The sequence below is a fragment of the Prevotella melaninogenica ATCC 25845 genome, from assembly GCF_000144405.1.
GTDB lineage: Bacteria > Bacteroidota > Bacteroidia > Bacteroidales > Bacteroidaceae > Prevotella > Prevotella melaninogenica.
The window spans coordinates 777319-800760 of record NC_014370.1 but is presented as its reverse complement, the minus strand read 5'-3'; the positions used below and the strand labels follow the sequence as shown (position 1 = coordinate 800760).

General features: G+C 39.4%; 16 protein-coding genes and 7 tRNA genes. 12 read left to right on the top strand and 11 right to left on the bottom strand.

The features are described 5' to 3' along the window. Window positions 1–172 precede the first annotated feature (172 nt). The 11 genes from serB to spt all read right to left on the bottom strand — a co-directional run bounded on the left by serB (window position 173) and on the right by spt (window position 7293). Complete coding sequence (serB, locus tag HMPREF0659_RS03070) at window positions 173–1420, bottom strand: phosphoserine phosphatase SerB (protein ID WP_013264539.1); 1248 nt, start codon at window positions 1418–1420, stop codon at window positions 173–175. Window positions 1421–2009: 589 nt separating this feature from the next. Continuing rightward, window positions 2010–2516, bottom strand: coding sequence for a 4'-phosphopantetheinyl transferase family protein (locus tag HMPREF0659_RS03065; RefSeq protein WP_013264313.1), 507 nt, complete (start codon window positions 2514–2516; stop codon window positions 2010–2012). After that, window positions 2497–3816 (bottom strand): gliding motility-associated protein GldE, encoded by a 1320-nt coding sequence (gldE, locus tag HMPREF0659_RS03060; protein ID WP_044045844.1) that lies wholly within the window; start codon window positions 3814–3816, stop codon window positions 2497–2499. Before gldE ends, HMPREF0659_RS03065 begins: the two co-directional genes overlap by 20 nt. Then, on the bottom strand, window positions 3816–4223 hold the full coding sequence (locus tag HMPREF0659_RS03055; protein ID WP_174254473.1) for a single-stranded DNA-binding protein: 408 nt from the start codon (window positions 4221–4223) through the stop codon (window positions 3816–3818). The genes gldE and HMPREF0659_RS03055 overlap by 1 nt, the downstream gene beginning before the upstream one ends. 30 nt (window positions 4224–4253) lie before the next feature. Further along, window positions 4254–4793, bottom strand: coding sequence for a hypothetical protein (locus tag HMPREF0659_RS03050; protein WP_013264786.1), 540 nt, complete (start codon window positions 4791–4793; stop codon window positions 4254–4256). Window positions 4794–4826: 33 nt separating this feature from the next. Continuing rightward, a tRNA-Gly gene (locus tag HMPREF0659_RS03045) sits at window positions 4827–4899 on the bottom strand. 39 nt (window positions 4900–4938) lie between these two features. Next, window positions 4939–5022: transfer RNA gene (locus HMPREF0659_RS03040), tRNA-Leu, on the bottom strand. Window positions 5023–5052: 30 nt separating this feature from the next. Further along, window positions 5053–5134 (bottom strand) — tRNA-Leu (locus HMPREF0659_RS03035). 43 nt (window positions 5135–5177) lie between these two features. Beyond that, window positions 5178–5250 (bottom strand) — tRNA-Gly (locus HMPREF0659_RS03030). 39 nt (window positions 5251–5289) lie between these two features. Further along, window positions 5290–5363 (bottom strand) — tRNA-Pro (locus HMPREF0659_RS03025). A 739-nt stretch (window positions 5364–6102) separates the two neighbouring features. Continuing rightward, window positions 6103–7293: a serine palmitoyltransferase gene (spt, locus tag HMPREF0659_RS03020; RefSeq protein ID WP_013263839.1), complete on the bottom strand. Its 1191-nt coding sequence runs from the start codon at window positions 7291–7293 to the stop codon at window positions 6103–6105. Window positions 7294–7488: 195 nt separating this feature from the next. Here spt and HMPREF0659_RS03015 point away from each other — a divergent pair, with 195 nt between their 5' ends. The 12 genes from HMPREF0659_RS03015 to HMPREF0659_RS02960 all read left to right on the top strand — a co-directional run bounded on the left by HMPREF0659_RS03015 (window position 7489) and on the right by HMPREF0659_RS02960 (window position 23136). Continuing rightward, window positions 7489–8520, top strand: coding sequence for a diacylglycerol/lipid kinase family protein (locus tag HMPREF0659_RS03015; protein WP_013264317.1), 1032 nt, complete (start codon window positions 7489–7491; stop codon window positions 8518–8520). Window positions 8521–8537: 17 nt separating this feature from the next. After that, window positions 8538–9248, top strand: coding sequence for a tRNA1(Val) (adenine(37)-N6)-methyltransferase (locus HMPREF0659_RS03010; protein WP_013264063.1), 711 nt, complete (start codon window positions 8538–8540; stop codon window positions 9246–9248). A 383-nt stretch (window positions 9249–9631) separates the two neighbouring features. Continuing rightward, on the top strand, window positions 9632–12097 hold the full coding sequence (lon, locus tag HMPREF0659_RS03005) for an endopeptidase La (protein WP_013264488.1): 2466 nt from the start codon (window positions 9632–9634) through the stop codon (window positions 12095–12097). After that, window positions 12097–13224 (top strand): tRNA guanosine(34) transglycosylase Tgt, encoded by a 1128-nt coding sequence (gene tgt, locus HMPREF0659_RS03000; RefSeq protein WP_013264992.1) that lies wholly within the window; start codon window positions 12097–12099, stop codon window positions 13222–13224. The genes lon and tgt overlap by 1 nt, the downstream gene beginning before the upstream one ends. Before the next feature lie 11 nt (window positions 13225–13235). Beyond that, window positions 13236–14453, top strand: coding sequence for an LptF/LptG family permease (locus HMPREF0659_RS02995; protein WP_013264660.1), 1218 nt, complete (start codon window positions 13236–13238; stop codon window positions 14451–14453). Between the two features lie 59 nt (window positions 14454–14512). Next, the gene (locus tag HMPREF0659_RS02990) at window positions 14513–16234 is read left to right on the top strand and encodes a DEAD/DEAH box helicase (RefSeq protein WP_013264771.1); all 1722 of its coding nucleotides are present in this window, start codon (window positions 14513–14515) and stop codon (window positions 16232–16234) included. A 926-nt stretch (window positions 16235–17160) separates the two neighbouring features. Further along, on the top strand, window positions 17161–18495 hold the full coding sequence (locus HMPREF0659_RS02985; protein ID WP_013264466.1) for an NADP-specific glutamate dehydrogenase: 1335 nt from the start codon (window positions 17161–17163) through the stop codon (window positions 18493–18495). A 328-nt stretch (window positions 18496–18823) separates the two neighbouring features. Then, window positions 18824–20572, top strand: coding sequence for a bifunctional metallophosphatase/5'-nucleotidase (locus HMPREF0659_RS02980; RefSeq protein ID WP_013264767.1), 1749 nt, complete (start codon window positions 18824–18826; stop codon window positions 20570–20572). A 97-nt stretch (window positions 20573–20669) separates the two neighbouring features. After that, entirely contained in the window at window positions 20670–21446 is a 777-nt protein-coding gene (gene nudC, locus HMPREF0659_RS02975) for an NAD(+) diphosphatase (protein ID WP_013264200.1), read from the top strand. A gap of 30 nt (window positions 21447–21476) precedes the next feature. After that, window positions 21477–22778, top strand: coding sequence for an NCS2 family permease (locus tag HMPREF0659_RS02970; RefSeq protein WP_013264136.1), 1302 nt, complete (start codon window positions 21477–21479; stop codon window positions 22776–22778). A gap of 194 nt (window positions 22779–22972) precedes the next feature. Continuing rightward, window positions 22973–23050, top strand: a tRNA-Val gene (locus tag HMPREF0659_RS02965). Between the two features lie 4 nt (window positions 23051–23054). Continuing rightward, a tRNA-Tyr gene (locus HMPREF0659_RS02960) sits at window positions 23055–23136 on the top strand. Window positions 23137–23442 lie beyond the last annotated feature (306 nt).

Genomic DNA, 23442 nt, shown 5'->3' with positions numbered 1-23442 from the left:
ACATATTGTGGTCTAATGACCGATTTGGGTTAAACCAAGCCTATACAGTAAGAACTTGCCAAACAATAATAAGTTTCAATAAAAAAGATGTATCAAATATATTCATAGGATTACAATATATTTGATACATCCCTTATCGGAATATGTTCAGGTTTTAATAAACCTATTTTGATTAAAGTTTACCAGCTTCACCCAAATAACTATCCTTAAAACCAAGAAAGTAAAGTACACCATCTAAACCGATAGTAGTAATATTTTGTTCAGCATTAGCTTGTACACGTGGTTTAGCATGAAAGGCAATACCCAAGCCAGCTTCAGAAAGCATAGGAAGATCGTTAGCACCATCACCAACAGCTATAGTCTGAGCGAGATTAACCTTCTCTACTTGTGCTAATAACTTTAATAGCTCAGCCTTACGTTTACCATCCACAATATCACCAATGTAGCGCCCTGTAAGTTTATTATTTTCATCTATCTCAAGTTCATTAGCATAGACATAATCAATACCATACTTGCGCTGTAGATACTCTCCAAAATAAGTAAAGCCACCACTTAATATGGCTATCTTATATCCACACTGCTTCAAAACAGTCATTAAGCGATCAACGCCCTCTGTTATAGGCATTGTTTCGGCAATATCCTTCATGACATCAGCATCGAGCCCCTTCAACAAAGCAACTCGTTCTGTAAAGCTTTTCTTAAAATCAATTTCACCACGCATTGCACGTTCAGTAATAGCAGCAACCTGCTCTCCTACCCCAGCACGTTTTGCTAATTCGTCAATACATTCTGCCTGAATAAGTGTAGAGTCCATATCAAAACATATTAGACGACGCATACGCCTGTACATATTGTCTTTCTGCAAAGAAAAATCAATTCCTTGCTCGTGACTCATCTGCATGAGGTCAGCCTGCATCTGTCTATAGTCTTTAGGAGTACCACGCAATGAAAACTCTATACATGCTCTGACATTTTGATTACTTTTGCGAATACTCTGACGCCCTGTCAAGCGAAGAATAGAATCTATATTCACACCTTGTTCTGTAATTACCCGAGTAGCCTCCTCAATATTACGAGCTGATAAAGACCTACCAATAATCGTGAGAATATAACGATTTTTCCCTTGTCTATTAACCCAATCTTCGTATTCATCATCTGTTACAGGAGCAAAACCGATATTTACACCAAGTTCCGTAGCCTTGAATAACAGTTCTTTCATTACCTGCCCGGCACCCTGATCATCAATACGAATAAGAATACCAAGTGATAAAGTAGAATGGATATCAGCTTGACCAATATCTAAAATATGGGCATTATAACAAGCAAGAATAGACATCACCGCAGTTGTTAATCCTGGTCTATCTTGTCCTGTTATACGTATAAGTATTAGTTCCTCCCTTTTTACGTTTGCTTCGTTCATAATATGTTTTTTACAGATACAAAAGTAATCATTTCTGACGAAGTAAACAAATAGCAATTATCATTTATACATACTCTGCCGTTTACTATAAGTAAGATTCACTAAAATAAGTATGTAACCAGAATAATTGACCCATTTAGATAATGCAAAAAGTTTAAACAAAACAAAAAACGCACTTAAACTCATAGAGTAAGTGCGTTCCTAAAATCAATTATAAAATATATAATCTAAACTCATACAACATTAGTTGTACCAAATTTCACCACCAAGCGTTTCATTCGCATCGGTATGTTCCTGACTGTTCTGATTCTCGAAATCATGAGTTTCGAAAAATTCTCGTGTTTTGTTTTCTTTCATGTTTATACCTCCTATTAATTAGACTAAATGGTAAATATATTACGTTACCCGCTAAATGACTGTTACAAATATAGGTAAAATGAAAATAAAAAACAAGTCAAACACTAAATAAATTAATTATTTAAACATTTTTTACTGCATAATGAATTTTTTATATCATTATATGCATTTATGATATCAAAACTATTATCTGTGATTAAGATGTGCCAGTAAGGACGAAATAAAATAAGACTTAATACCAAGTATAAGTCAAAATGTACTTTGAAGAACACTCACACTGAAACTTAAGCGTGATATTACGCTTCATATTAGTTACTAAGCTTGACTGCGGGTCTACTTTTATATCTTTTAAAGCTAAATGCTCAGAAGAAAAGAGTTTATACATAGTTTCCTTGGCACACCAAGCAATAAGCTTATCTGTCGTACCAGGAAAGACCTCATCATCTCTTAGGAAACGTGATGATATACGGTTTACTCTATCAGAAACGTATTCTATATCAACACCTACTTCATAGTCACGAGAAAGAATAACAGCAACATAACCAAGAGTATGAGATATACTTATATGATAACCCTCTATCATTGGTTTACCATCCTCATTATGTTCTACTAAAGGCTCATAGCCTAACATTTCCGTTAAAACATAATGTACCCCATCGTTCTCAGCCTGTCTTCCTTTCTCTATCTCCAACAGACCAATGACGACCTTACCCTCAACATCATTCGTTATCCTTACCACAAACAGTAACTTTAACTTTACTAATACGACGCTCTTCAATAGCTAAGACTTCAAACTTATAGTTCTTATAGTCCAGCATCTCATGTACTGCAGGGAAATCTCCCTTGATTTCTAATAGTAAACCTGCAACAGAATCAGCATCGCCTTCTATCTCATCAAACTCATCATCTGGGAGATTAAGAATCTTAGAGAAGTCCTTCAAGAGAGTTTTACCCTCAAATATGTAGATATTAGAACCTAACTTTGTATAGTTACGCTCTTCTTCATCAAACTCGTCATTAATCTCTCCAACAATTTCTTCAAGAATGTCCTCTAAAGTAACAATACCACTCGTACCGCCAAACTCATCAACGACAATAGCTATATGAACTTTATTTTCTTGGAAGTCACGTAAGAGATCGTCTATCTTCTTCGTCTCTGGAACAAAATAAGGTGGTCGAATCAAACTCTGCCATCTAAAGTTAGTTGGCTTAGATAGGTGAGGCAGGAGATCCTTAATATAAAGTACACCTCGTATGTTATCTTGATTATCTTGATAAACAGGAATACGAGAATAGTTATTATCAACGATACATTTCAAGACATCTTCATATAAACAGCGGATATCCAAATCTATAATATCCTGACGAGAAGTCATAACCTCTTTTGCAGTTTCATCTCCAAAGCGAATAATACCTTGCAGCATACCCTGCTCATCCTTAATATCATTCTTATCTGTCAATTCTAAAGCCTGTTCAAGATCATCAACAGACAACTGACGATTCTCCTTTTGAACTACCTTTTCAGCAAAAGCACCACTTTTCAACAATATAGTTTCGATAGGCCAAAACAACTTACGGAAGAAAACAATGCCTTTGACACCACTTCTGCAGAATGCCAATGGATTTCTTCTACTATAAACCTTTGGAATAATCTCACCAAAAAGTAAAAGTAAGAAGGTTAAAAGAATTGTAACACAAAGAAACTGTAACCACTCTTCCTTAAAAGTAAACAGACTGGAAAAGATATAATTACACAGCATAATAATCGCAACATTGACAAGATTATTCGTAATAAGAATTGTTGCCAACGTACGCTCACTATCGTCTCTAAACTGCTGAATAAGCTTATCAGAAGTATTCTTATCCGGGTCAAGCGACTCTATATCAGTTGGAGATAAACTAAAAAAAGCAATCTCCGACGCACTTGCAAAAGCCGAAAGACTTAGTAGAAAAACAGCCAATAGAATTGCAAGAATCACACTAATATCTATTGGATTAATACTTATATAAGAAGAAAAAACTACTAAAAAACTATCCATTAAAAAGGTAAATTAGAATTATCTGTAGTATCAGAAGCATTATCATCTACTTTCTCTCCAGACACACTTTCAGATTTACGGGATGCGGAAAGCCATTCAAGGTTGTCACCATAAATCTCTGTAACATAACGACGCATACCTTTCTTATCATCATAAGTACGATAACGCACACGCCCCTCAATATAAAGTTTATCGCCTTTATGAATATACTTCTCAGCATACTTAGCCAATGCCTTAAAGAGAACTATGTTATGCCAATCAGTGTGATCAGGTACAACCGTACCATTTGGAAGTGTATATCCACGCTCCGTTGTTGCCAAAGTAAAAGAGGCAACACATTGGTCTGCCTCATAATATTTTATCTCTGGCTCTCGACCAACATTACCAATTAACATTACTTTATTCATAAGAAAGCAATAGCAAAAAGGCATGTGAAATTACTTCCACATACCTAAATATCTAAACTTAAAATTCTTACCTTTAGCAGAAGGGAACTGACTTCTATTGTCAACCCTATCTTTTAGATACTCAACGATACGATTATAGCAATCCCATCCTGAAACAGCCTTACACTGTGCTACAAAATGAGTATCACGATATTCATGCTTACCAGAAGTAGGAATGAGGACGACACGCTTAAAATCAAGTTCACCTTCATACCACCCCTCACGTTCCTCATTGAGATGCATAATAGCTGGATTATCCTTACGCACGATTCCATCAGCAACCGGACGAAGGGCTTTTTTCTGCTTAAAATCCATCATTGTAGCTGCCTCAGTCTTAATGACTATAAAATAAACTCGAGGACGAACCTTATAACGTTTTGGATAAAAGACATCGTTGGAAGCATAATTTCTAATATCATCTTCCAATTCTGGAGTGAGTTGAATGTCGGGAATAGAACTTAAGAAATCCAAAGCTTCCTCAACATTGTGTACTAATACTTCATTATCGAAATATCGCAAATATAAATTCATAAAGAAATTGCTATGTATGTTTCTCTAAAAAAGAGCGGCAAACGAGGCTCGAACTCGCGACCCCGACCTTGGCAAGGTCGTGCTCTACCAACTGAGCTATTGCCGCATTTACTAAGTAAGTAACTACTTACTTCAAAACTCTATGTGAAGAGGAGGAGACTCGAACTCCCACGAAACAATTTTCACTACCCCCTCAAAGTAGCGCGTCTACCAATTCCGCCACCTCTCCAGCATATACGAGACATTCTGATTTAGAAAGTGCCCAGAACAGGACTCGAACCTGCACGTCGTGAAACACACGCACCTGAAACGTGCGCGTCTACCAATTCCGCCACCTGGGCATTATTTAGAAGAATTTCTTCTATATAATTCAGAATATCAATGAGCGGCAAACGAGGCTCGAACTCGCGACCCCGACCTTGGCAAGGTCGTGCTCTACCAACTGAGCTATTGCCGCATTTAACGTCTTTCTTTCTCTAAAGAGTTAGACAAAAAGTCGGGGTGACAGGATTCGAACCTGCGACCGCCTGGTCCCAAACCAGATGCGCTACCGAGCTGCGCTACACCCCGTTGCATATTCATTAGTGATTGACTCATTTCCGAATTGCGAGTGCAAAGGTACTATATATTTCCGACACCTCCAAACTTTTCCATGTTTTTTTCAATAAAAATTAATACTTTTCTTACGATTCTTGTTTGCACATAGTATCAAACAAACACAAAGTTATTGATAAACAAGCAAGTAAGAAGATAGAGTACTTATAATGTCTAAACTCAAAAAAATATCTTATTTTTTAATCAAAACAATATTTTCATAAGATAATGTAGCTTTCAAACAAGATAACAATAGATGCAAAAGAACGAACTTTCCTATCCTTGTAAGTCTAAAATCTCAAAAATATCTCTATATCTTCACTTATAATAACAGTCCGACCACAACTTTTATACCCATTACCAACAAATTCTTTTCATAAAAACTTTTCATAATGAAGAATCATCCTACACAATAAACGAAATAAAAGCTGAATAATCCAAAGAAACATTTATTAAATAAATATCTTTTGTTATATGCCCTAATTGGCTTATTAGGCTCATTAGGCCAATTAGGCTTATTGGGCTTATAAGCCTAATAAAGCCACAATCTTAATTATCCCCCTACACTCAAGTACCAACAAAACATCAACACCCATCACCTAACACCCATCGCCCTATATATATAAGGTATTAAAAAAACGATGGGCTTACTCTATAAGAATAACCCCATCGTTTTAATATTACAAATCCTTTTAAATAAGGAAATAGATAATACTTATTTAATGATGCCTTGCGCCTTGAAAATCTTAGTCAAAGCCTGAACACCACGTTCAACCTGCTCCTCTGTATGAGTAGCCATCAAAGCAAAACGTACCAAGGTGTCTTGTGGAGCACATGCTGGAGGAATTACTGGATTGATAAACACACCAGCCTCATACGCCAACTTTGTAACCACAAAGGTCTTTTCTATATCACGAACATAAAGAGGGATGATAGGACTCTCTGTTTCACCTATCTCAAAACCCTCTTCTTTAAATCGCTTCAAAGCATAATTAGTTACCTTCCACAACTGTTCCAAACGTTCTGGCTCCTGCTCTATAATATGGAGAGCTTCCAAAGCAGCAGCTGTTGCTGCAGGTGCATTACTTGCAGAAAAGATATATGTACGGCAGGTATGACGGAGATAATTAATAGTATCCTTATCACCAGCAATAAAACCACCAATTGAAGCCAAACTCTTTGAGAAAGTACCCATAATGAGGTCTACCTCATCTGTCAAGCCAAAATGATCACAAACACCTCTACCCTGGCGACCAAAGACACCTAAACCATGTGCCTCATCAACCATGATTGAGCAGTTATACTTGTGCTTCAATTCAACAATTGCTGGCAGATTAGCTAAATCACCCTCCATCGAGAAGACGCCATCAACAACAATCAGCTTAACAGCTTCATGAGGAAGTCTCTGAAGAACACGCTCCAAATCTTCCATATCATTGTGCTTGTAACGAAGTTGAGTAGCAAAACTCAAACGACGCCCATCAACAATACTTGCGTGATCACGGTCATCACAGATAACATAATCACCACGTCCTACTACAACAGAGAGGACACCAGCATTTACAGAAAAACCTGTTGAAAAAACAAGCGCCTCATCCTTGCCTTCAAAAGCAGCAAGCTCTTTCTCCAACTGAACATGAAGATCGAGTGTACCATTTAAGAAACGACTTCCGGCACAACCTGAGCCATACTTCTCAAGGGCACGCTGAGCAGCATTAATCACACGTGGATCGTTTGGAAGACCTGTATAGGCGTTAGAACCAAACATAAGAATCTTGTTGCCATCAATATCTGTAACTTCTGTTCCTTGCTTACTTGTAATCTCGCGGAAGTATGGATAAACACCTGCATCCATAAACTTCTGCGGCTCGCGGTAGCTTTTGTACTTGTCTTGTAACTGTCCCATTATTTTTTAATGTGGTGTAGTCATTGACTACTTAAATATTATTTTTAGGCTGCAAAGATACTAATTTAGAATGACAAAAAAGTCTTTTTGATTAGAAAAGTGATTTTTAAACATTTTTACTCTCATAATATCCACGATATAACTGATAAATATGTATCTTTGTACAAATAAACCATGCGCTAATTATTTGGCACAATGAATAAGAAAAAAGTAGTTTTTATCCTAAACCCTATATCGGGTACAATTAGTAAGGCGGGTATTCCAGACCTTATTGAAGAACGACTCGATAAAGACAAGTTTGACTATCGCATTGCAGAAACGCAACATGCGGGTCATGCGACCGACCTTGCCCGAGAAGCCGTGGAAGAAGGCGTAGACCTCGTTGTGGCTGTGGGTGGAGATGGAACGGTCAACGAAGTTGGAAGGTCACTTATCAATACTAAGTCAGCTTTAGGCATACTCCCTTGTGGTTCAGGAAATGGACTTGCAAGGCATCTAAACCTACCGATGAATCTAAAGAAATGTATTGACATCATAAACTGTTATGATGTTAAAGCACTCGACTATGGTATCATCAATAACCATCCGTTCTTCTGCACGTGTGGAATGGGCTTTGATGCTTTTATTTCGATGAAATTTGCAGAAGCTGGCAAACGTGGACCTATCACTTACATGCAGAAAGTTCTTGAAGAAGGATTAAGCTATGAGCCTGAAACTTATGTAATAGAAGATGAGGATGGAACACATCGTTATAAGGCTTTCCTCGTATCAGCAGCCAATGCTTCACAATATGGTAATAATGCCTATATCGCTCCGCAAGCATCTATGAGCGATGGTCTGTTGGATATTATTATCATGGAACCATTTGACCTCATCGAAGCCCCACAGGTTGCCATTGAGCTTTTCAACAAAACGTTGGATAAAAACTTAAAGATAAAGACTTTTAGAGCCAAACATATTCATATACGCCGCAAGAAAGAAGGAGTTATTCATTACGACGGCGATCCTACCACATCTGGCGCTGACGTAGACATCTCTGTGGTACCAAAGGGAATAAATATCGTAGTCAATCCTAAGGGAGGGAAAGATTGTAGACAACCCAACATGCTGCAAACCGCCTTTTCTGAAATATTCTACAACATTGATTTGATGAGACAAGACCTCACGAAGCAAAGTAGAAAGGTACAGGCACTTAATAAAAATCTGCTTCGTAAACTGAATATATAAATCCTGAAACGAGACGAATGGGATTTACTTTCAAGCAATTTCATATCATTGATGACCACACGGCCATGAAGGTCGGGACTGATGGCGTATTGCTCGGAGCTTGGGCAAAAGGTGGTACAAGAATTCTTGATATAGGAACAGGAACAGGACTCATTGCCCTTATGATGGCACAACGTTTCTCTACAGCTCAGATTGATGCTATCGAGATTGACAAGGGAGCGCTTGAAGATGCGCATCTTAATGTTTCAGCGTCTCCATTTAATGATAGAATAAACATTCTCAATAGTTCCCTACAAGATTACATCCCATGCAGTGAAACCCAAGAAGAAGGAATTTACGATGCAATTGTTTGCAATCCACCTTATTTTATTAATTCATTAAAAAATCCTTTACAACAAAGAACAACTGCAAGACACACTGACACCCTCTCTCACCAAGAACTAATCTACCATTCTAAAAGGCTCCTTAAAGCAAACGGAACACTATCCGTTATCATCCCTTATGACAACAAAGATATACTTGAAGCAGAAGCTATATTTAACGGATTATCAATACTAAAGATAACTAATATTAAAACAAAATCTTCAAAACCTGCTAAACGCTGCTTAATAGAGTTTGGAAAGGATACTACCGCAGTATATAAGATAGAAGAACAAGTACTAAACGACGATAATGGAGTACGCACAATGTGGTATCAAAATCTTACACAAGCATTCTACATTAAGTAAGTAAGAAGGCTATAAATGATAAGACAATAACTAACATTCAGTAAAGAAACGTATTTAAAGCTATTATCATCCGAAAACACATTAACAGACAAGTAAGACGTTAAGGGCTTACTGTAGCTTATTGTTCCTACAATAGTAGACTTACTCACCAGCTTTTATCGGATCAAAGAGGCTTAGCACACATAGTGCGGAGGCTTAACACCAATGGTGCGAAGCTTCAACACCAAATGAGCGGAGTACAAACAGCCTACTATTTACCACCTGTTTCTTATGCACATAACCCCACCTTTTTACAAGATAGCTAATTAAAGCACAATTATTCTTTTAGTCTTTCGGTTTTATTTTGTACCTTTGCAAGCTAAAAGCAGGTATAAAAGAACTTTATGAAACAAAATAGCTCTATACAAATGATTACTGATTACGAAGGAGACATGCCAAACTTGGACGTACAAGTTGATGGCGAAATCCCTATTTTCGTAACCCGTAACCTCGTTATGTTCCCAGGTATTCTCTCCCCTATCCTCGTTGGCAGAAAACCAACTCTGGCTCTTGTCGAACACTTGGAAGAGAACCCTAACACGATTATAGCAATTGTAAGTCAGAAAGATAGCAATATTAATGACCCTCAAGTAGACGATGTCTATATGACAGGTATCTACGCACGATTCGTTCGTGCCTTTGATATGCCTGGCAATTACGAGGGGAACAACCGCACGGTCATCTTACAGGGACTTGGCAAGTGTAAGATAAAGGAAATCACAGCCGTAGAACCCTACATGAAGGGATACACCATTGCATTACCAGAAGAAGCAGAACCAAAGAGAGACAAGGAATTCTCTACGGCTGTTGAGGACATGAAGATGGTCACTAAGGAGTATATCCATGGTAGCGATGACATCCCAGATGACACACAGTTTGCACTTGACAATATCAACAATCCTGTTGTCGCAGTGAATTATGTGTGTTCAACCATGCCATTCCCAGTAACAGATAAGATTCAAATGTTAGAAGAAAATTCTATCAAAGATCGTCTGTTTGCGTTGATGAAGGTGCTGAATCGTGAAATTCAGTTCCAGCATCTCCGTCAGGATATACGCTCAAAAACACGTGAGGACCTTGACGAACAGCAGCGCGAATACTTCCTACATCAGCAGATTAAGAACATTAAGGAAGAATTGGGTGATGGCGATTCTGCACCTGACAAGAAAGAATTACTTGAAAAGGCTAAGAATAAAAAGTGGTCAGAAGATATTGCCAAAATATTCCAAAAGGAATTAGACAAACTTGACACTTTAAACCCACAGAGCCCTGATTATAGTGTGCAGGTGAATTATCTGCAGACAATGGTCAACCTACCATGGAATGAATATACTAAGGACGATCTTGACTTGAAGCGTGCAAAGCGTATTCTTGACAAGGATCACTATGGTATGGAGAAGGTCAAGGAACGTATCCTTGAATACATTGCAGTCCTTCAGTTGCGTGGAAATTTGAAGTCGCCAATCCTCTGCCTTTACGGTCCTCCGGGTGTTGGTAAGACCAGTTTGGGTAAGAGTATTGCGGAAGCTATGAAGCGTAAGTATGTACGTGTATCTCTCGGCGGTCTCCACGACGAATCAGAAATCAGAGGACATCGTAAGACTTACATTGGTGCTATGCCTGGACGTATCATCAAGAATATCCAAAAGGCAGGCTCATCAAATCCTGTTTTCATTCTTGACGAGATTGACAAAGTTACTCAGAACACTGTTAATGGCGACCCATCATCAGCCTTGTTGGAGGTTCTCGACCCTGAGCAGAACAACGCTTTCCATGATAATTATCTGGATATGGACTATGACTTGTCAAAGGTATTGTTCATAGCTACGGCAAACGACCTCAATACTATTCCACGTCCACTACTCGACCGTATGGAACTTATTGAGGTTTCAGGTTATATTACGGAAGAAAAGGTTGAGATAGCAAAACGCCACCTCGTACCAAAAGAACTCGAAAATACAGGTTTAGACCAGTTAGAAGAGAAGCCAAAGTTTGCCAAGGCAACGTTGGAGAAGATTATTGAAAACTATACACGCGAAAGTGGTGTGCGTCAACTTGAGAAGCAAATCAACAAAGCAATGCGCAAGTTGGCTTTCAAGCAGGCAATGGATAAGCAACTTCCTTATACGAAGATTACTCCAGATAAGTTAGAGGACTTATTAGGTAAGCCACCTTTCACACGTGATATCTACCAGGGCAACAAATATGCTGGTGTGGTAACAGGTCTTGCATGGACCAGTGTTGGCGGTGAGATTCTCTTTATTGAAACCTCACTTTCTAAGGGTAAAGCGGGTAAGTTAACCCTGACCGGTAACCTTGGTGATGTCATGAAGGAGTCTGCTGTCATTGCATTGGAGTATGTCAAGGCACATATCAGCGCATTGAACGTAGATTATCGCATCTTTGAACAGTGGAACATCCATATCCACGTACCAGAAGGAGCAACTCCAAAGGATGGTCCTTCAGCTGGTATAACGATTGCAACAAGTATTGCTTCAGCCCTCACACAGCGTAAGGTGCGTAAGAACACTGCTATGACGGGTGAGATAACCCTACGCGGTAAGGTTCTTCCTGTGGGTGGTATCAAGGAGAAGATACTTGCTGCTAAACGTGCAGGAATTACTGATATCGTGATGTGTTCAGAGAATAAGAAGGATGTTGAGGAGATTCCTGAGGTTTATCGTAAGGGTCTTCAATTCCACTTCGTTGAGAACATTCAGCAGGTATGGGACTTTGCTTTGACCGATGAAAAGGTAGAACACCCTGTAGACTTTACGATTGTTGAAGAAAAGAAGGAGGAAACAAAATAATGACATTTGAACTTCAGCATACAGATAATGCCAGTGATGCCCGCACAGGTATCATCACAACCGACCACGGACAGATAAAAACTCCTATCTTTATGCCTGTTGGTACCGTCGGTTCTGTTAAGGGTGTACACTTTGAGGAGTTACGTAAACAGGTCAAGGCTCAGATTATCTTGGGTAATACCTATCACCTTTACCTGCGTCCGGGACTCGATATCATCAAGGCTGCAGGTGGTCTGCATGGTTTCAATGGTTGGGATCGTCCAATCCTGACAGACTCCGGTGGCTTCCAAGTTTTCTCATTGACAGGTATTCGTAAACTGTCAGAAGAGGGCTGTGAGTTCAGAAGTCACATCGATGGTTCTAAGCATATCTTCACACCAGAGAATGTGATGGACACGGAGAGAATCATTGGTGCCGATATCATGATGGCTTTCGACGAGTGCCCTCCAGGACAGAGCGATTACCAATATGCCAAAAAGAGTTTGGAAATGACACAGCGTTGGCTGGATCGTTGTATCAAACGATTCAACGAGACGGAGCCGCTCTATGGTCATAAACAAAGTCTCTTCCCTATCGTTCAAGGCTGTACTTACAAAGACTTACGCCGTGAAGCAGCAAAGTTTGTGGCTGATAAGGGTGCAGATGGCAATGCTATCGGTGGCTTGGCAGTTGGTGAACCAACAGAGGTGATGTATGAAATGATTGAGGTAGTCAATGAGATTCTTCCAAAAGACAAACCTCGTTACCTGATGGGAGTTGGTACACCACAGAACATTCTTGAAGCTATTGAGCGCGGCGTAGATATGTTCGACTGCGTTATGCCTACCCGCAACGGTCGTAATGCAATGCTCTTCACCTACAATGGTACGATGAATATGAAGAATAAGAAGTGGGAAAATGATTTCTCACCGATTGATTCAGATGGCTGTGACATTGATGTTATCACAAGTAAAGCCTATCTCCATCATCTCTTCAAAGCGGGAGAATTGCTTGCAATGCAGATTGCCAGCATCCACAACCTTGCGTTCTATCTCCGTCTCGTAACGGATGCACGTACACATATTGAGCAGGGTGACTTCGTGCAGTGGAAAGCTTCTGTCATTGAACAGTTAGGAAGAAGAATTTAAGAAGAAACCAAATGAGTAAGGTTAAAGAGATTGTTGATAAAGTTAAGAAACTGATTAACCATTTCGGGCAACGTGTTTTAGCACGCTTTCCTGTCTTGAAGAAGGTAGGACATCTACTTCAGATGCTCTCCCCTTCTCATTTTATCGGTATTCTGGACTGGTATATCATTAAGAAATTCATAGGTACATACATCTATGCTATCTTATTGATTATCTCCATTGCTATTGTGTTCGACTTCAACGAGAACCTCTCTAAGTTCACGCAATATCATGCCCCATGGCGAGCAATCATCTTTGATTACTACGCCAACTTCGTCCCTTACTATTCTAATCTCTTCTCACCACTATTCGTATTCATTGCAGTAATCTTCTTTACTTCCAAACTGGCGGGTAATTCTGAGATTATATCAATGATGGCAGCAGGCATGTCTATCAGACGACTGATGCGCCCTTACATGATTTCGTGTATTCTTATTGCAGGCTTAACATTCTATCTTAACAGTTTTGTGATACCTCATGGGACTGTTATTCGCCAAAACTTTGAGTCTCTCTATCGTAATTCTAAAAAGAACACATCGGCAGAGAACGTACAACTGTTTGTTGCAAAGAATACTACCGCTTATATTCAGCATTACGACGACCAGTATAAACGGGGCTATGGATTCTCACTTGTAAAGACTAAAAACAAGAAGATTGTTAGCCACATGACTGCAATGGAGATTCAGTATGATACCGTTGCTGACACAAAGTATCATTGGAAGGTAAGTAATTGGAAGATACGTACACTCAAAGGATTAAAGGAGCATATCCAAAGCGGAGCCTCAAAGGACACCGTTCTACTCATGGAACCAACTGATCTTGTCTACTCTAAAGGTCAACAAGAAACCTTTACCTCTCCAGAACTACTAAACTACATCTCCAAGCAGACCAGCCGTGGCTCTGGTAATGTGGTACAGTATGAAGTTGAGTTCCACAAACGAATAGCGATGTCGTTCTCATCTTTTATCCTCACCATTATCGGTCTCTCCCTCTCTTCACGTAAGAGGAAAGGTGGAATGGGACTCTATCTTGGAATCGGTTTAGCATTGAGTTTCGGCTATATCATGCTCCAGACCGTTTCAGCAACCTTTGCTATTAAGGATGACACACCGCCTATATTGGCAGCGTGGATACCAAATATCATTTTTGCTATCATCGCCTACTTCTGCTATAGACATGCACCAAGTTAATAAGGCGGACAAAACAAAAGTAAAAACTACCCTCATGATGAAGGGAAAAACAGTAAAATATGTATTTTGAAGATTTAGATTTAAACGATAACGTACTTGACGCACTATATGACATGCGTTTTGATGAATGTACTCCAGTTCAGGAGAAGTGCATTCCCGAAATATTAAAAGGACACGACGTATTGGGCGTTGCCCAGACTGGAACAGGTAAAACAGCGGCTTACCTCCTTCCAGTTCTCTCTAAACTGGCTGATGGTGGCTACCCTGAGTCAGCAATTAATTGTGTCATCATGTCGCCTACTCGCGAGTTAGCACAGCAGATTGACCAAGGTATGCAGGGCTTTGCCTACTATCTTGATGGTGTATCTTGTGTTGCTGTCTATGGTGGTAATGATGGTAATAGATACGATCAGGAGTTGAAGAGTCTCGCATTAGGAGCAGATGTAGTGATTGCTACTCCAGGGCGCTTTATATCACATATTTCACTCGGAAACGTAGACTTGTCGAAGGTAAGCTTCTTTATCCTCGACGAGGCTGACCGTATGCTCGACATGGGTTTTGCTGATGACATTATGACTATTGCAAAGAAATTGCCTGCAACATGTCAGACAATTATGTTCTCTGCTACGATGCCTGCAAAGATTGAAGAACTTGCTAAGACACTGCTAAAGAATCCTGTTGAGATTAAACTCGCTGTAAGTAAGCCTGCAGAAAAGATTCAGCAGACAGCATACGTATGCTATGAGACGCAGAAAATGGGTATCATTAAGGATATCTTCAAGGCTGGAGATCTCAAGCGTGTCATTATCTTCTCAGGTTCAAAACAGAAGGTAAAGCAGATTGCAGGATCGCTTAATCGCATGCACATCAACTGTGGTGAGATGCATTCCGACCTCGATCAAGAACAGCGTAATGACGTTATGTTTAAGTTCAAGAGCGGACAAATTGATGTGTTGGTGGCTACTGACATCGTTTCACGTGGTATTGATATCGACGACATAGCAATGGTCATCAACTATGATGTACCTCATGACGCAGAGGATTACGTACACCGCATCGGTCGTACAGCACGTGCTGACCGTGACGGAAAGGCGATTACCTTCGTGAATGAAGACGATATCTACTTCTTCCAGCAGATTGAATCGTTCTTAGAGAAGGAGGTTGAGAAGGCGCAACTACCAGCAGAACTTGGCGAAGGTCCTGAATACAAGAGCAATGGAAAGCCTAAGAAGGCTGGCAATAGTGCAAAGAGTCGTCGTCGTAAGGACCGTGACCATCAGAGCCACAAGGACAAGAAACAGGGAAACAACAAGCAGCGCAACAGACGTCCTGCACCGCAGACTCAGAACAACACTGACGAGAACAACGCGAACCAACAGGAGCGTAAGGCTGGAAATAAACAGAACCATAGACCTCAAAAGCAGCAAGATAACAATCCTGCAGCAACTGAAGGTAAACCAGTAAACAAGAAGAATAATCGTCAGAATAAGGGTAAGCAGCAGGAACGTCAGCCAAAAGCAGACAACGAGAAGCGCAATGACAGGAAACCTGCTAATAATAAAGGTAATGCTGAAAGCACTACCAATCAGCAGAACAAGAAGCCTAACAATAAGCGCAAGAAGCGTAACAACCGCCAGCGTACACCAGAAGACAAGTCTGTAAGAAGGAGTACGAAATATGATATTCGTGAGGAGTTGCCATCAACATCCAACAACGAATCAGGCTTGAAGGCTCTTATTAAAAAACCTCTGAAGTGGCTTCGTGGACTCGGTAAGAAGTAAAGCGAGTTCGTTTACACATTATTATATAATGCCCGTAATCCCAAACAAGGATTATGGGCATTGTTATATCGCTATCAAACTTTTACCGTATTATACGCATAAAACATAGTTTTTTACTCATATTAGTTTATTAAACCTAAACAGATTGTATGCTATTATCGAATAGCTTGTTTGTTTTTGCAACAAAGACGTTGCACACTTTTCGAGTTACATAACCTGCCAAGAACTCTGTCTATCTACGAAATTAATAAAAGAAGAAGTCTTCAAACGCTCAAAAAGGAATACCCTTCTTCATTACTAAGCCTTATTAGTCAATATATCCGAAGTCCCATGCAACAGATTCTGTGGCTAAAGAAAATAGTAATACTCCTCCACACCATTGGTGCTTACCCTCCGCACAACATGTGCGGAACCTTCGCACATAATGTGCTAAGCATTAAAATGTATGGAGAAGATTTGTAAAAATGAAAAAGCGACCTCACTTAAAATATTTAATAAGTCAAACAGCCTTATCCGACTTGTAATGCAGTAACTATACCTTAAGATAAGAAACCATAGCAAAGTGGCTTTTATCAAGATTAATTTTCCTGTCACTACTGTCATTACCTATATATAGGTAACTATTTAGTTTACAAACACTTGTACGAAATGTTAAAAGTGACAGCAACATGAATTATAAAAATAGTGTAATAAAGTAAGATGTTTACATATATGTAGTACTAACAATACGCTCTTCATGTTGTAAAAAGATAACAGGTATTCTACTAAAATCAAAAGAGAGTTGATAGTTACTTATTCACACCATAATCAAATATTTTACAACAAAAAGATAGCTATTTGAGCAAAAAATCATTATCTTTGCAACATAAACAAGCGTAATTATAAAAATAAAACATTTCAGGATATAATAATAAAAACAACTATTTATGAAAGCAACAGAAGTCGTAGAGAGATTAAAACAGCGTTTTCCAAATGAGCCAGAGTATATTCAGGCCGTTTCACAGGTATTAGATACGATCGAAGATGAATATAATAAACATCCAGGTTTTGAACAAGCCAATCTTATTGAGCGACTCTGTATACCAGACAGAATCATTAAGTTCCGTGTAAACTGGGTTGATGACAAGGGAAATGTACAAACCAATATGGGCTTCCGTGTACAACATAACAACACGATTGGTCCTTACAAAGGTGGACTCCGTTTCCATGCATCAGTTAATGAGTCTATCTTAAAATTCCTCGCATTTGAGCAGACATTCAAGAACTCACTAACAACACTCCCTATGGGTGGCGCTAAGGGTGGTTCAGACTTTTCTCCTCGAGGTAAATCAAATGCAGAGGTAATGCGTTTTTGTCAAGCTTTCATGAGAGAATTGTGGAATTACATTGGTCCAGACTGTGACGTTCCAGCTGGTGACATCGGTGTTGGTGGACGCGAAGTTGGTTATATGTTTGGACAATATAAGAAACTGACGAACCAGTTTGTTGGTATCCTTACAGGTAAAGGTCAGGAGTTCGGTGGTTCACTTATCCGTCCTGAAGCAACAGGATATGGTAATGTATACTTCTTGCAGAACATGCTTAAGACTCGTAATATTGACCTCAAAGGTAAGACCGTCCTCGTCTCTGGTTCGGGTAATGTAGCACAGTACACAATAGAAAAGTTGCTTGAATTAGGTGCAAAGCCGCTTACCTGTTCCGATTCAGATGGCTACATCTACGACCCAGATGGCATAGATGAGGAGAAATTGGCTTATATAATGGAACTTAAGAACATTGAGCGTGGACGTATTCGCGAGTATGCAGAGAAGTATAATGTCAAGTATGTTCCAGGAGGAAGACCTTGGTCTGAGAAGGCTGACATCGCAACTCCATGCGCAACACAGAATGAAATCAACGGAGAAGCAGCTGCTGAACTCGTAAAGAATGGTGTTATCGCTGTGACAGAAGGTGCAAACATGCCTTCTACACCAGAGGCAGTAAAGATTTTCCAAGACGCAAAGGTACTCTATTGTCCAGGTAAGGCAAGTAATGCTGGTGGTGTAGCAGTGTCAGGACTTGAGATGAGTCAGAACTCTGGACGTCTGAAGTGGAGCCGTGAAGAGGTTGCCCAGAAACTCCATCAGATTATGGATGATATCCACGCAAACTGTGTGAAGTATGGTACTGAAACAGATGGATACATCAACTATGTAAAGGGTGCTAATGTAGCAGGCTTCATTAAGGTTGCTAAAGCAATGATGGCGCAAGGCGTTATTTAGATTCTTCACAGTTAGAACCGCAATAAAAGAACTGGAGTACACAACTTAAACTTTTATATATGCTCAAAGAATTCAATCGGTAAATTCTCTACTATGAATGTTTGAAAGCGTGATAAAAGATTTTAAGTTATGTGCTCCTGTTATTTTCCTACAATTAACCTTAATTGAATTACATATTCTGACTATATCAAACAATTCTACATTAACCCATAAAACACGCCTACCCCAACTCAACTAACCTTTAAAAAGACTTTTGAAACATAACAAATCAAGTTCGTTTTTTTCCGTATAATTTAGTACTTTTGCAGCTGAATTAAAAATTAAGTTTATGAAACTTTCAACAATATTACTTTCCATCATGTTAGGACTCAGTTCTTCAACTATGGCACAACAGAAAGATGTTACTATCAAACTTATCGAAACAACTGATGTGCATGGTTCTTTCTTCCCATACGACTTCATCACCAGAAAACCTAAAAGTGGTTCTATGGCAAGAGTCTATACATTGGTAGAAGAGCTGCGTAAGAAGGATGGGAAAGACAATGTCTATTTATTGGATAATGGTGATATCCTACAAGGTCAGCCTATCTCCTACTACTATAATTACGTCGCACCAGAGAAGACTAACATCGCTGCAAGCGTGCTTAACTATATGGGATATGACGTAGCAACGGTTGGAAACCACGATATTGAAACAGGACATAAGGTTTATGACAAATGGTTTAAGGAGCTGAAGTTCCCTATCCTTGGTGCAAATATTATTGACACAAAGACTAATAAGCCTTATATCTTACCTTATTATACTATCAAGAAAAAGAATGGTATTAAGGTTTGTGTTATCGGTATGCTCACCCCTGCTATACCTAACTGGTTGAAAGAGAGTATTTGGAGTGGTCTACGTTTTGAAGAAATGGTCTCTTGTGCCAAGCGAACAATGGCAGAAGTGAAGACGAAAGAGAAGCCAGACGTTATTGTTGGTTTGTTCCATTCTGGCTGGGATGGTGGTATTAAGACACCAGAATACGACGAAGACGCTTCGAAGAAAGTAGCAAAGGAAGTGCCTGGTTTTGATATTGTGTTCTTCGGTCATGACCATACTCCACATAGCTCTATTGAAAAGAACATTGTTGGTAAAGACGTAATCTGTCTTGACCCTGCTAACAATGCACAACGTGTAGCCATAGCAACATTAACCCTTAGTCCTAAGACTGTCAAAGGTAAACGTCAATATACCATAACAAAAGCTACGGGTGAATTGGTTGATGTAAAGGAACTCAAAGCTGACGATGCTTTCATTCAACACTTCCAACCAGAGATTGATGCGGTAAAAGCATGGAGCGATCAGGTAATTGGAAGATTTGAAAATACTATCTATTCAAAAGATAGTTACTTTGGCAACTCTGCTTTCAACGACCTTATCCTCAACTTGGAGTTGGAGATTACTAAGGCAGATATTGCTTTCAATGCACCTTTATTATTCAACGCATCTATCAAGGCTGGTCCTATCACAGTTGCTGATATGTTCAATCTTTATAAGTATGAGAACAACCTCTGCACCATGCGTTTGACAGGTAAAGAGATTCGTAAGCATCTTGAAATGAGTTATGATCTGTGGTGTAACACCATGAAGAGTCCTGACGACCATCTGCTTTTGCTCTCTAACACACAGAATGATGCACAACGTCTTGGTTTCAAGAACTTCTCATTCAACTTTGATTCAGCTGCTGGTATCGATTATGAAGTAGACGTTACGAAACCTGACGGACAGAAGGTACATATCCTTCGCATGAGTAATGGAGAACCATTTGATGAAAATAAGTGGTACACAGTAGCAGTGAATAGCTATCGTGCTAATGGTGGTGGTGAGTTATTAACCAAGGGTGCTGGTATTCCACGTGACTCTTTGAAGAGTCGAATCATTTGGGAAAGTCCAAAAGACCAACGCCATTATTTGATGGAAGAGATAAAGAAGGCAGGTGTGATGAATCCACAGCCAAACCATAACTGGAAGTTTATTCCAGAGACATGGACCATTCCTGCTGCAGCACGTGACCGTAAACTTCTTTTTGGAGAATAAACAAATCAGAAGGTAAAGTAACCAAAGAGCAATAAACATAATGACAGTTTAGAGTTTAAGGTTAATAGAATTAGGCAAAAGATTAATACTTAGACCAATGAAGAATTACTGGTTTGTTTTCTGTAAGACAGATATCATGCTTGAGAAAGTGGGTAAAGACTATACCATTCCACTTTCTGAAGAAGCTCCAGTAACACTACATCCTTGGACACATGTGCTGAATGTCACTCCTATGGAGGATGGTACAGAAGTGAAGGCGGTCATGATAGACCAACCAATTACAGACAATCCTCTGTATGAGATGTGTGGCTTACGTCCATCTTTCTACCACCTTTCCAAAGAACTTTATCTCAAGGCTGGTAAGTGTCATGAATTACTTTACTGGGATAATAACACTAAGTTCTGTGGCGTTTGTGGTGCACCAATGAAGATGCACACCGATATATCTAAGCGTTGTACGAATTGTGGAAAAGAAGTATGGCCACAATTGGCAACAGCAGTCATCGTTCTTGTACACCGAGGCAACGAAGTACTTTTGGTACATGCTCGTAACTTCAAGACCGACTTCTATGGACTTGTAGCAGGCTTTGTTGAGACTGGTGAAACACTCGAAGAAGCTGTACATCGTGAGGTTGAAGAAGAAACAGGAATCAAGATAAAGAACATTCGATACTTTGGTTCACAACCTTGGCCCTATCCTTGTGGTCTGATGGTAGGCTTTAATGCCGATTATGACGGTGGAGACATTCATCTACAACAAAGCGAACTATCCAAAGGAGCCTGGTTTACAAAGGACAACCTACCAACCATTCCTGAGCCTTTATCAATAGCGAGAATGATTCTTGATGATTGGATAAACAAAACATCAATATAAACTAAAGAGTATTTAAACCTTAAAACAATGATGACTTTCTTAGAAAAAGCCCTCGGATTTGATCCCAAATCTATGAAGCTCCGCACTGAGATTATTGCAGGAGCAACAACATTCTTAACTATGAGCTATATCTTAGCTGTCAATCCAAGTATTCTTACAAGTACTGGTATGGACAAGGGAGCGCTCTTCACTGGTACAGCACTGGCAGCAGCTATAGCTACATTGTTGTTAGCATTTATGGCAAAGCTTCCTTTTGCACAAGCTCCATCTATGGGTCTTAACGCCTTCTTTGCCTATACACTCTGCGTATCTTTAAAGTTTACATGGCAGCAGTCGCTTGCTATCATGCTCATTGAGGGTATTCTCTTCATCGCAATTACCTTTTTCAACGTGCGAGAGATGATTCTCAATGCTATCCCGACAAATTTACGCTATGCCATATCAGCTGGTATTGGTATGTTCATTGCTTTTATCGGTCTGAAGAATGCAAACATTATAGTTAATAACGATGCAACTCTCGTTGGCTTAGGAGCCTTCACACCTACCTGTATTCTTGGTATCATTGCTATCTTACTCAGTGGTGCGCTCATGGCAAGAAACGTCAAAGGCTCTTTGTTCTGGGGTATCATCATCACAACAATTATAGGTATACCAATGGGCGTAACAGTCTTTCCTAATGGATGGCTACCAGTTTCTGCACCACAGGACATAACTCCTATCTTCTGTAAGTTTGACTTTTCAGGTCTTCTGAATCTTAAGACTGTATTGGTAATATTCTCTCTACTCTTAATAAACATCTTTGACACTATCGGCACCCTGATGGGCTTAGCTGATAAAACAGGTATAGTTGAACCAAATGGCAACATCCCACATGTAAAGGAAGCAATGATGAGTGATGCCATTGGTACAACTTGCGGGGCTATGTTGGGTAGTTCAACGCTGACTACATACGTTGAGAGCGCAAGCGGTATTGCAGAAGGTGGTCGATCTGGTGTAACAGCATTTACAGTAGGTATTTTCTTCATCGTATCACTCTTCCTCTCCCCTATCTTCTTACTCATCCCAAGTGCAGCAACAAGTGGAGCTTTGGTTATGGTAGGTGTACTGATGATTGACTCTGTAAAGAAAATCAATCTTCAGGATATTACAGAATCATTCCCAGCCTTCATCACAATGATTACAATGGTGCTTTGCTATTCTATCGCTGATGGTATTTGCTTAGGAATCATTGCATATGTATTTATGAAGACTTTTACACGTCAGTGGAAGGATCTGAACTGGACACTCGTTGTATTAGCAGTTCTCTTTATCCTGAACTTTGTGAGAAGCTAACAACGACTTTTAAATAAGCAACTCCCTATGAGTCATAAAGCTACTCATAGGGAGTTTTTATTTATATCACCATATCACACCTACTCTAAAAGAACATTTCTTTGTCATATCATAGAAAAAAGAAGAAAAAACCATGATAAAGTTTGCACAATTAAAATAAAATGACTACTTTTGCAACCGCTTACGAAAAGTAAGGGCGTTTAGCTCAGCTGGTTTAGAGCATCTGCCTTACAAGCAGAGGGTCGGCGGTTCGAATCCGTCAACGCCCACCACCTTGGGTAGTTTCCAGAGTGGCCAAATGGGGCAGACTGTAAATCTGCTGCTTCTAGCTTCGGTGGTTCGAATCCATCACTACCCACAAAAGAGTTGTAATCAAATGATTACAACTCTTTTGTTTTCTATACCCATACCATCATACCGCTGACGAAACATTGGACTGTATGAGGGCATTCCTTCTCATACAGAAATGTAACCATATTACTATAAAATTTTAATTTTACTTTGCTGTCACTTTTAACACTTCATATAAACGCACTATAAATCAATAAGTTAAGAATAATAATTACATAACAGAAGTGACAGGAATTCATGTATCTGTTAACAATAGTGATTGTAGCAGCGTTTGCTATCTTTTAAATTCTACAAACCTAATTTAGTTAAATAA

Bases quoted from the DNA above. Each gene is read 5' to 3' on its own strand.
- HMPREF0659_RS02970 (WP_013264136.1), top strand. From the start codon at position 21,477: ATGACTTTCTTAGAAAAAGCCCTCGGATTTGATCCCAAATCTATGAAG.
- HMPREF0659_RS03055 (WP_174254473.1), bottom strand. From the start codon at position 4,223: ATGAATAAAGTAATGTTAATTGGTAATGTTGGTCGAGAGCCAGAGATA.
- HMPREF0659_RS02980 (WP_013264767.1), top strand. From the start codon at position 18,824: ATGAAACTTTCAACAATATTACTTTCCATCATGTTAGGACTCAGTTCT.
- nudC (WP_013264200.1), top strand. From the start codon at position 20,670: ATGAAGAATTACTGGTTTGTTTTCTGTAAGACAGATATCATGCTTGAG.
- HMPREF0659_RS02990 (WP_013264771.1), top strand. From the start codon at position 14,513: ATGTATTTTGAAGATTTAGATTTAAACGATAACGTACTTGACGCACTA.
- tgt (WP_013264992.1), top strand. From the start codon at position 12,097: ATGACATTTGAACTTCAGCATACAGATAATGCCAGTGATGCCCGCACA.
- HMPREF0659_RS02995 (WP_013264660.1), top strand. From the start codon at position 13,236: ATGAGTAAGGTTAAAGAGATTGTTGATAAAGTTAAGAAACTGATTAAC.
- gldE (WP_044045844.1), bottom strand. From the start codon at position 3,816: ATGGATAGTTTTTTAGTAGTTTTTTCTTCTTATATAAGTATTAATCCA.
- HMPREF0659_RS02985 (WP_013264466.1), top strand. From the start codon at position 17,161: ATGAAAGCAACAGAAGTCGTAGAGAGATTAAAACAGCGTTTTCCAAAT.
- HMPREF0659_RS03010 (WP_013264063.1), top strand. From the start codon at position 8,538: ATGGGATTTACTTTCAAGCAATTTCATATCATTGATGACCACACGGCC.
- HMPREF0659_RS03050 (WP_013264786.1), bottom strand. From the start codon at position 4,793: ATGAATTTATATTTGCGATATTTCGATAATGAAGTATTAGTACACAAT.
- HMPREF0659_RS03015 (WP_013264317.1), top strand. From the start codon at position 7,489: ATGAATAAGAAAAAAGTAGTTTTTATCCTAAACCCTATATCGGGTACA.
- lon (WP_013264488.1), top strand. From the start codon at position 9,632: ATGAAACAAAATAGCTCTATACAAATGATTACTGATTACGAAGGAGAC.
- serB (WP_013264539.1), bottom strand. From the start codon at position 1,420: ATGAACGAAGCAAACGTAAAAAGGGAGGAACTAATACTTATACGTATA.
- spt (WP_013263839.1), bottom strand. From the start codon at position 7,293: ATGGGACAGTTACAAGACAAGTACAAAAGCTACCGCGAGCCGCAGAAG.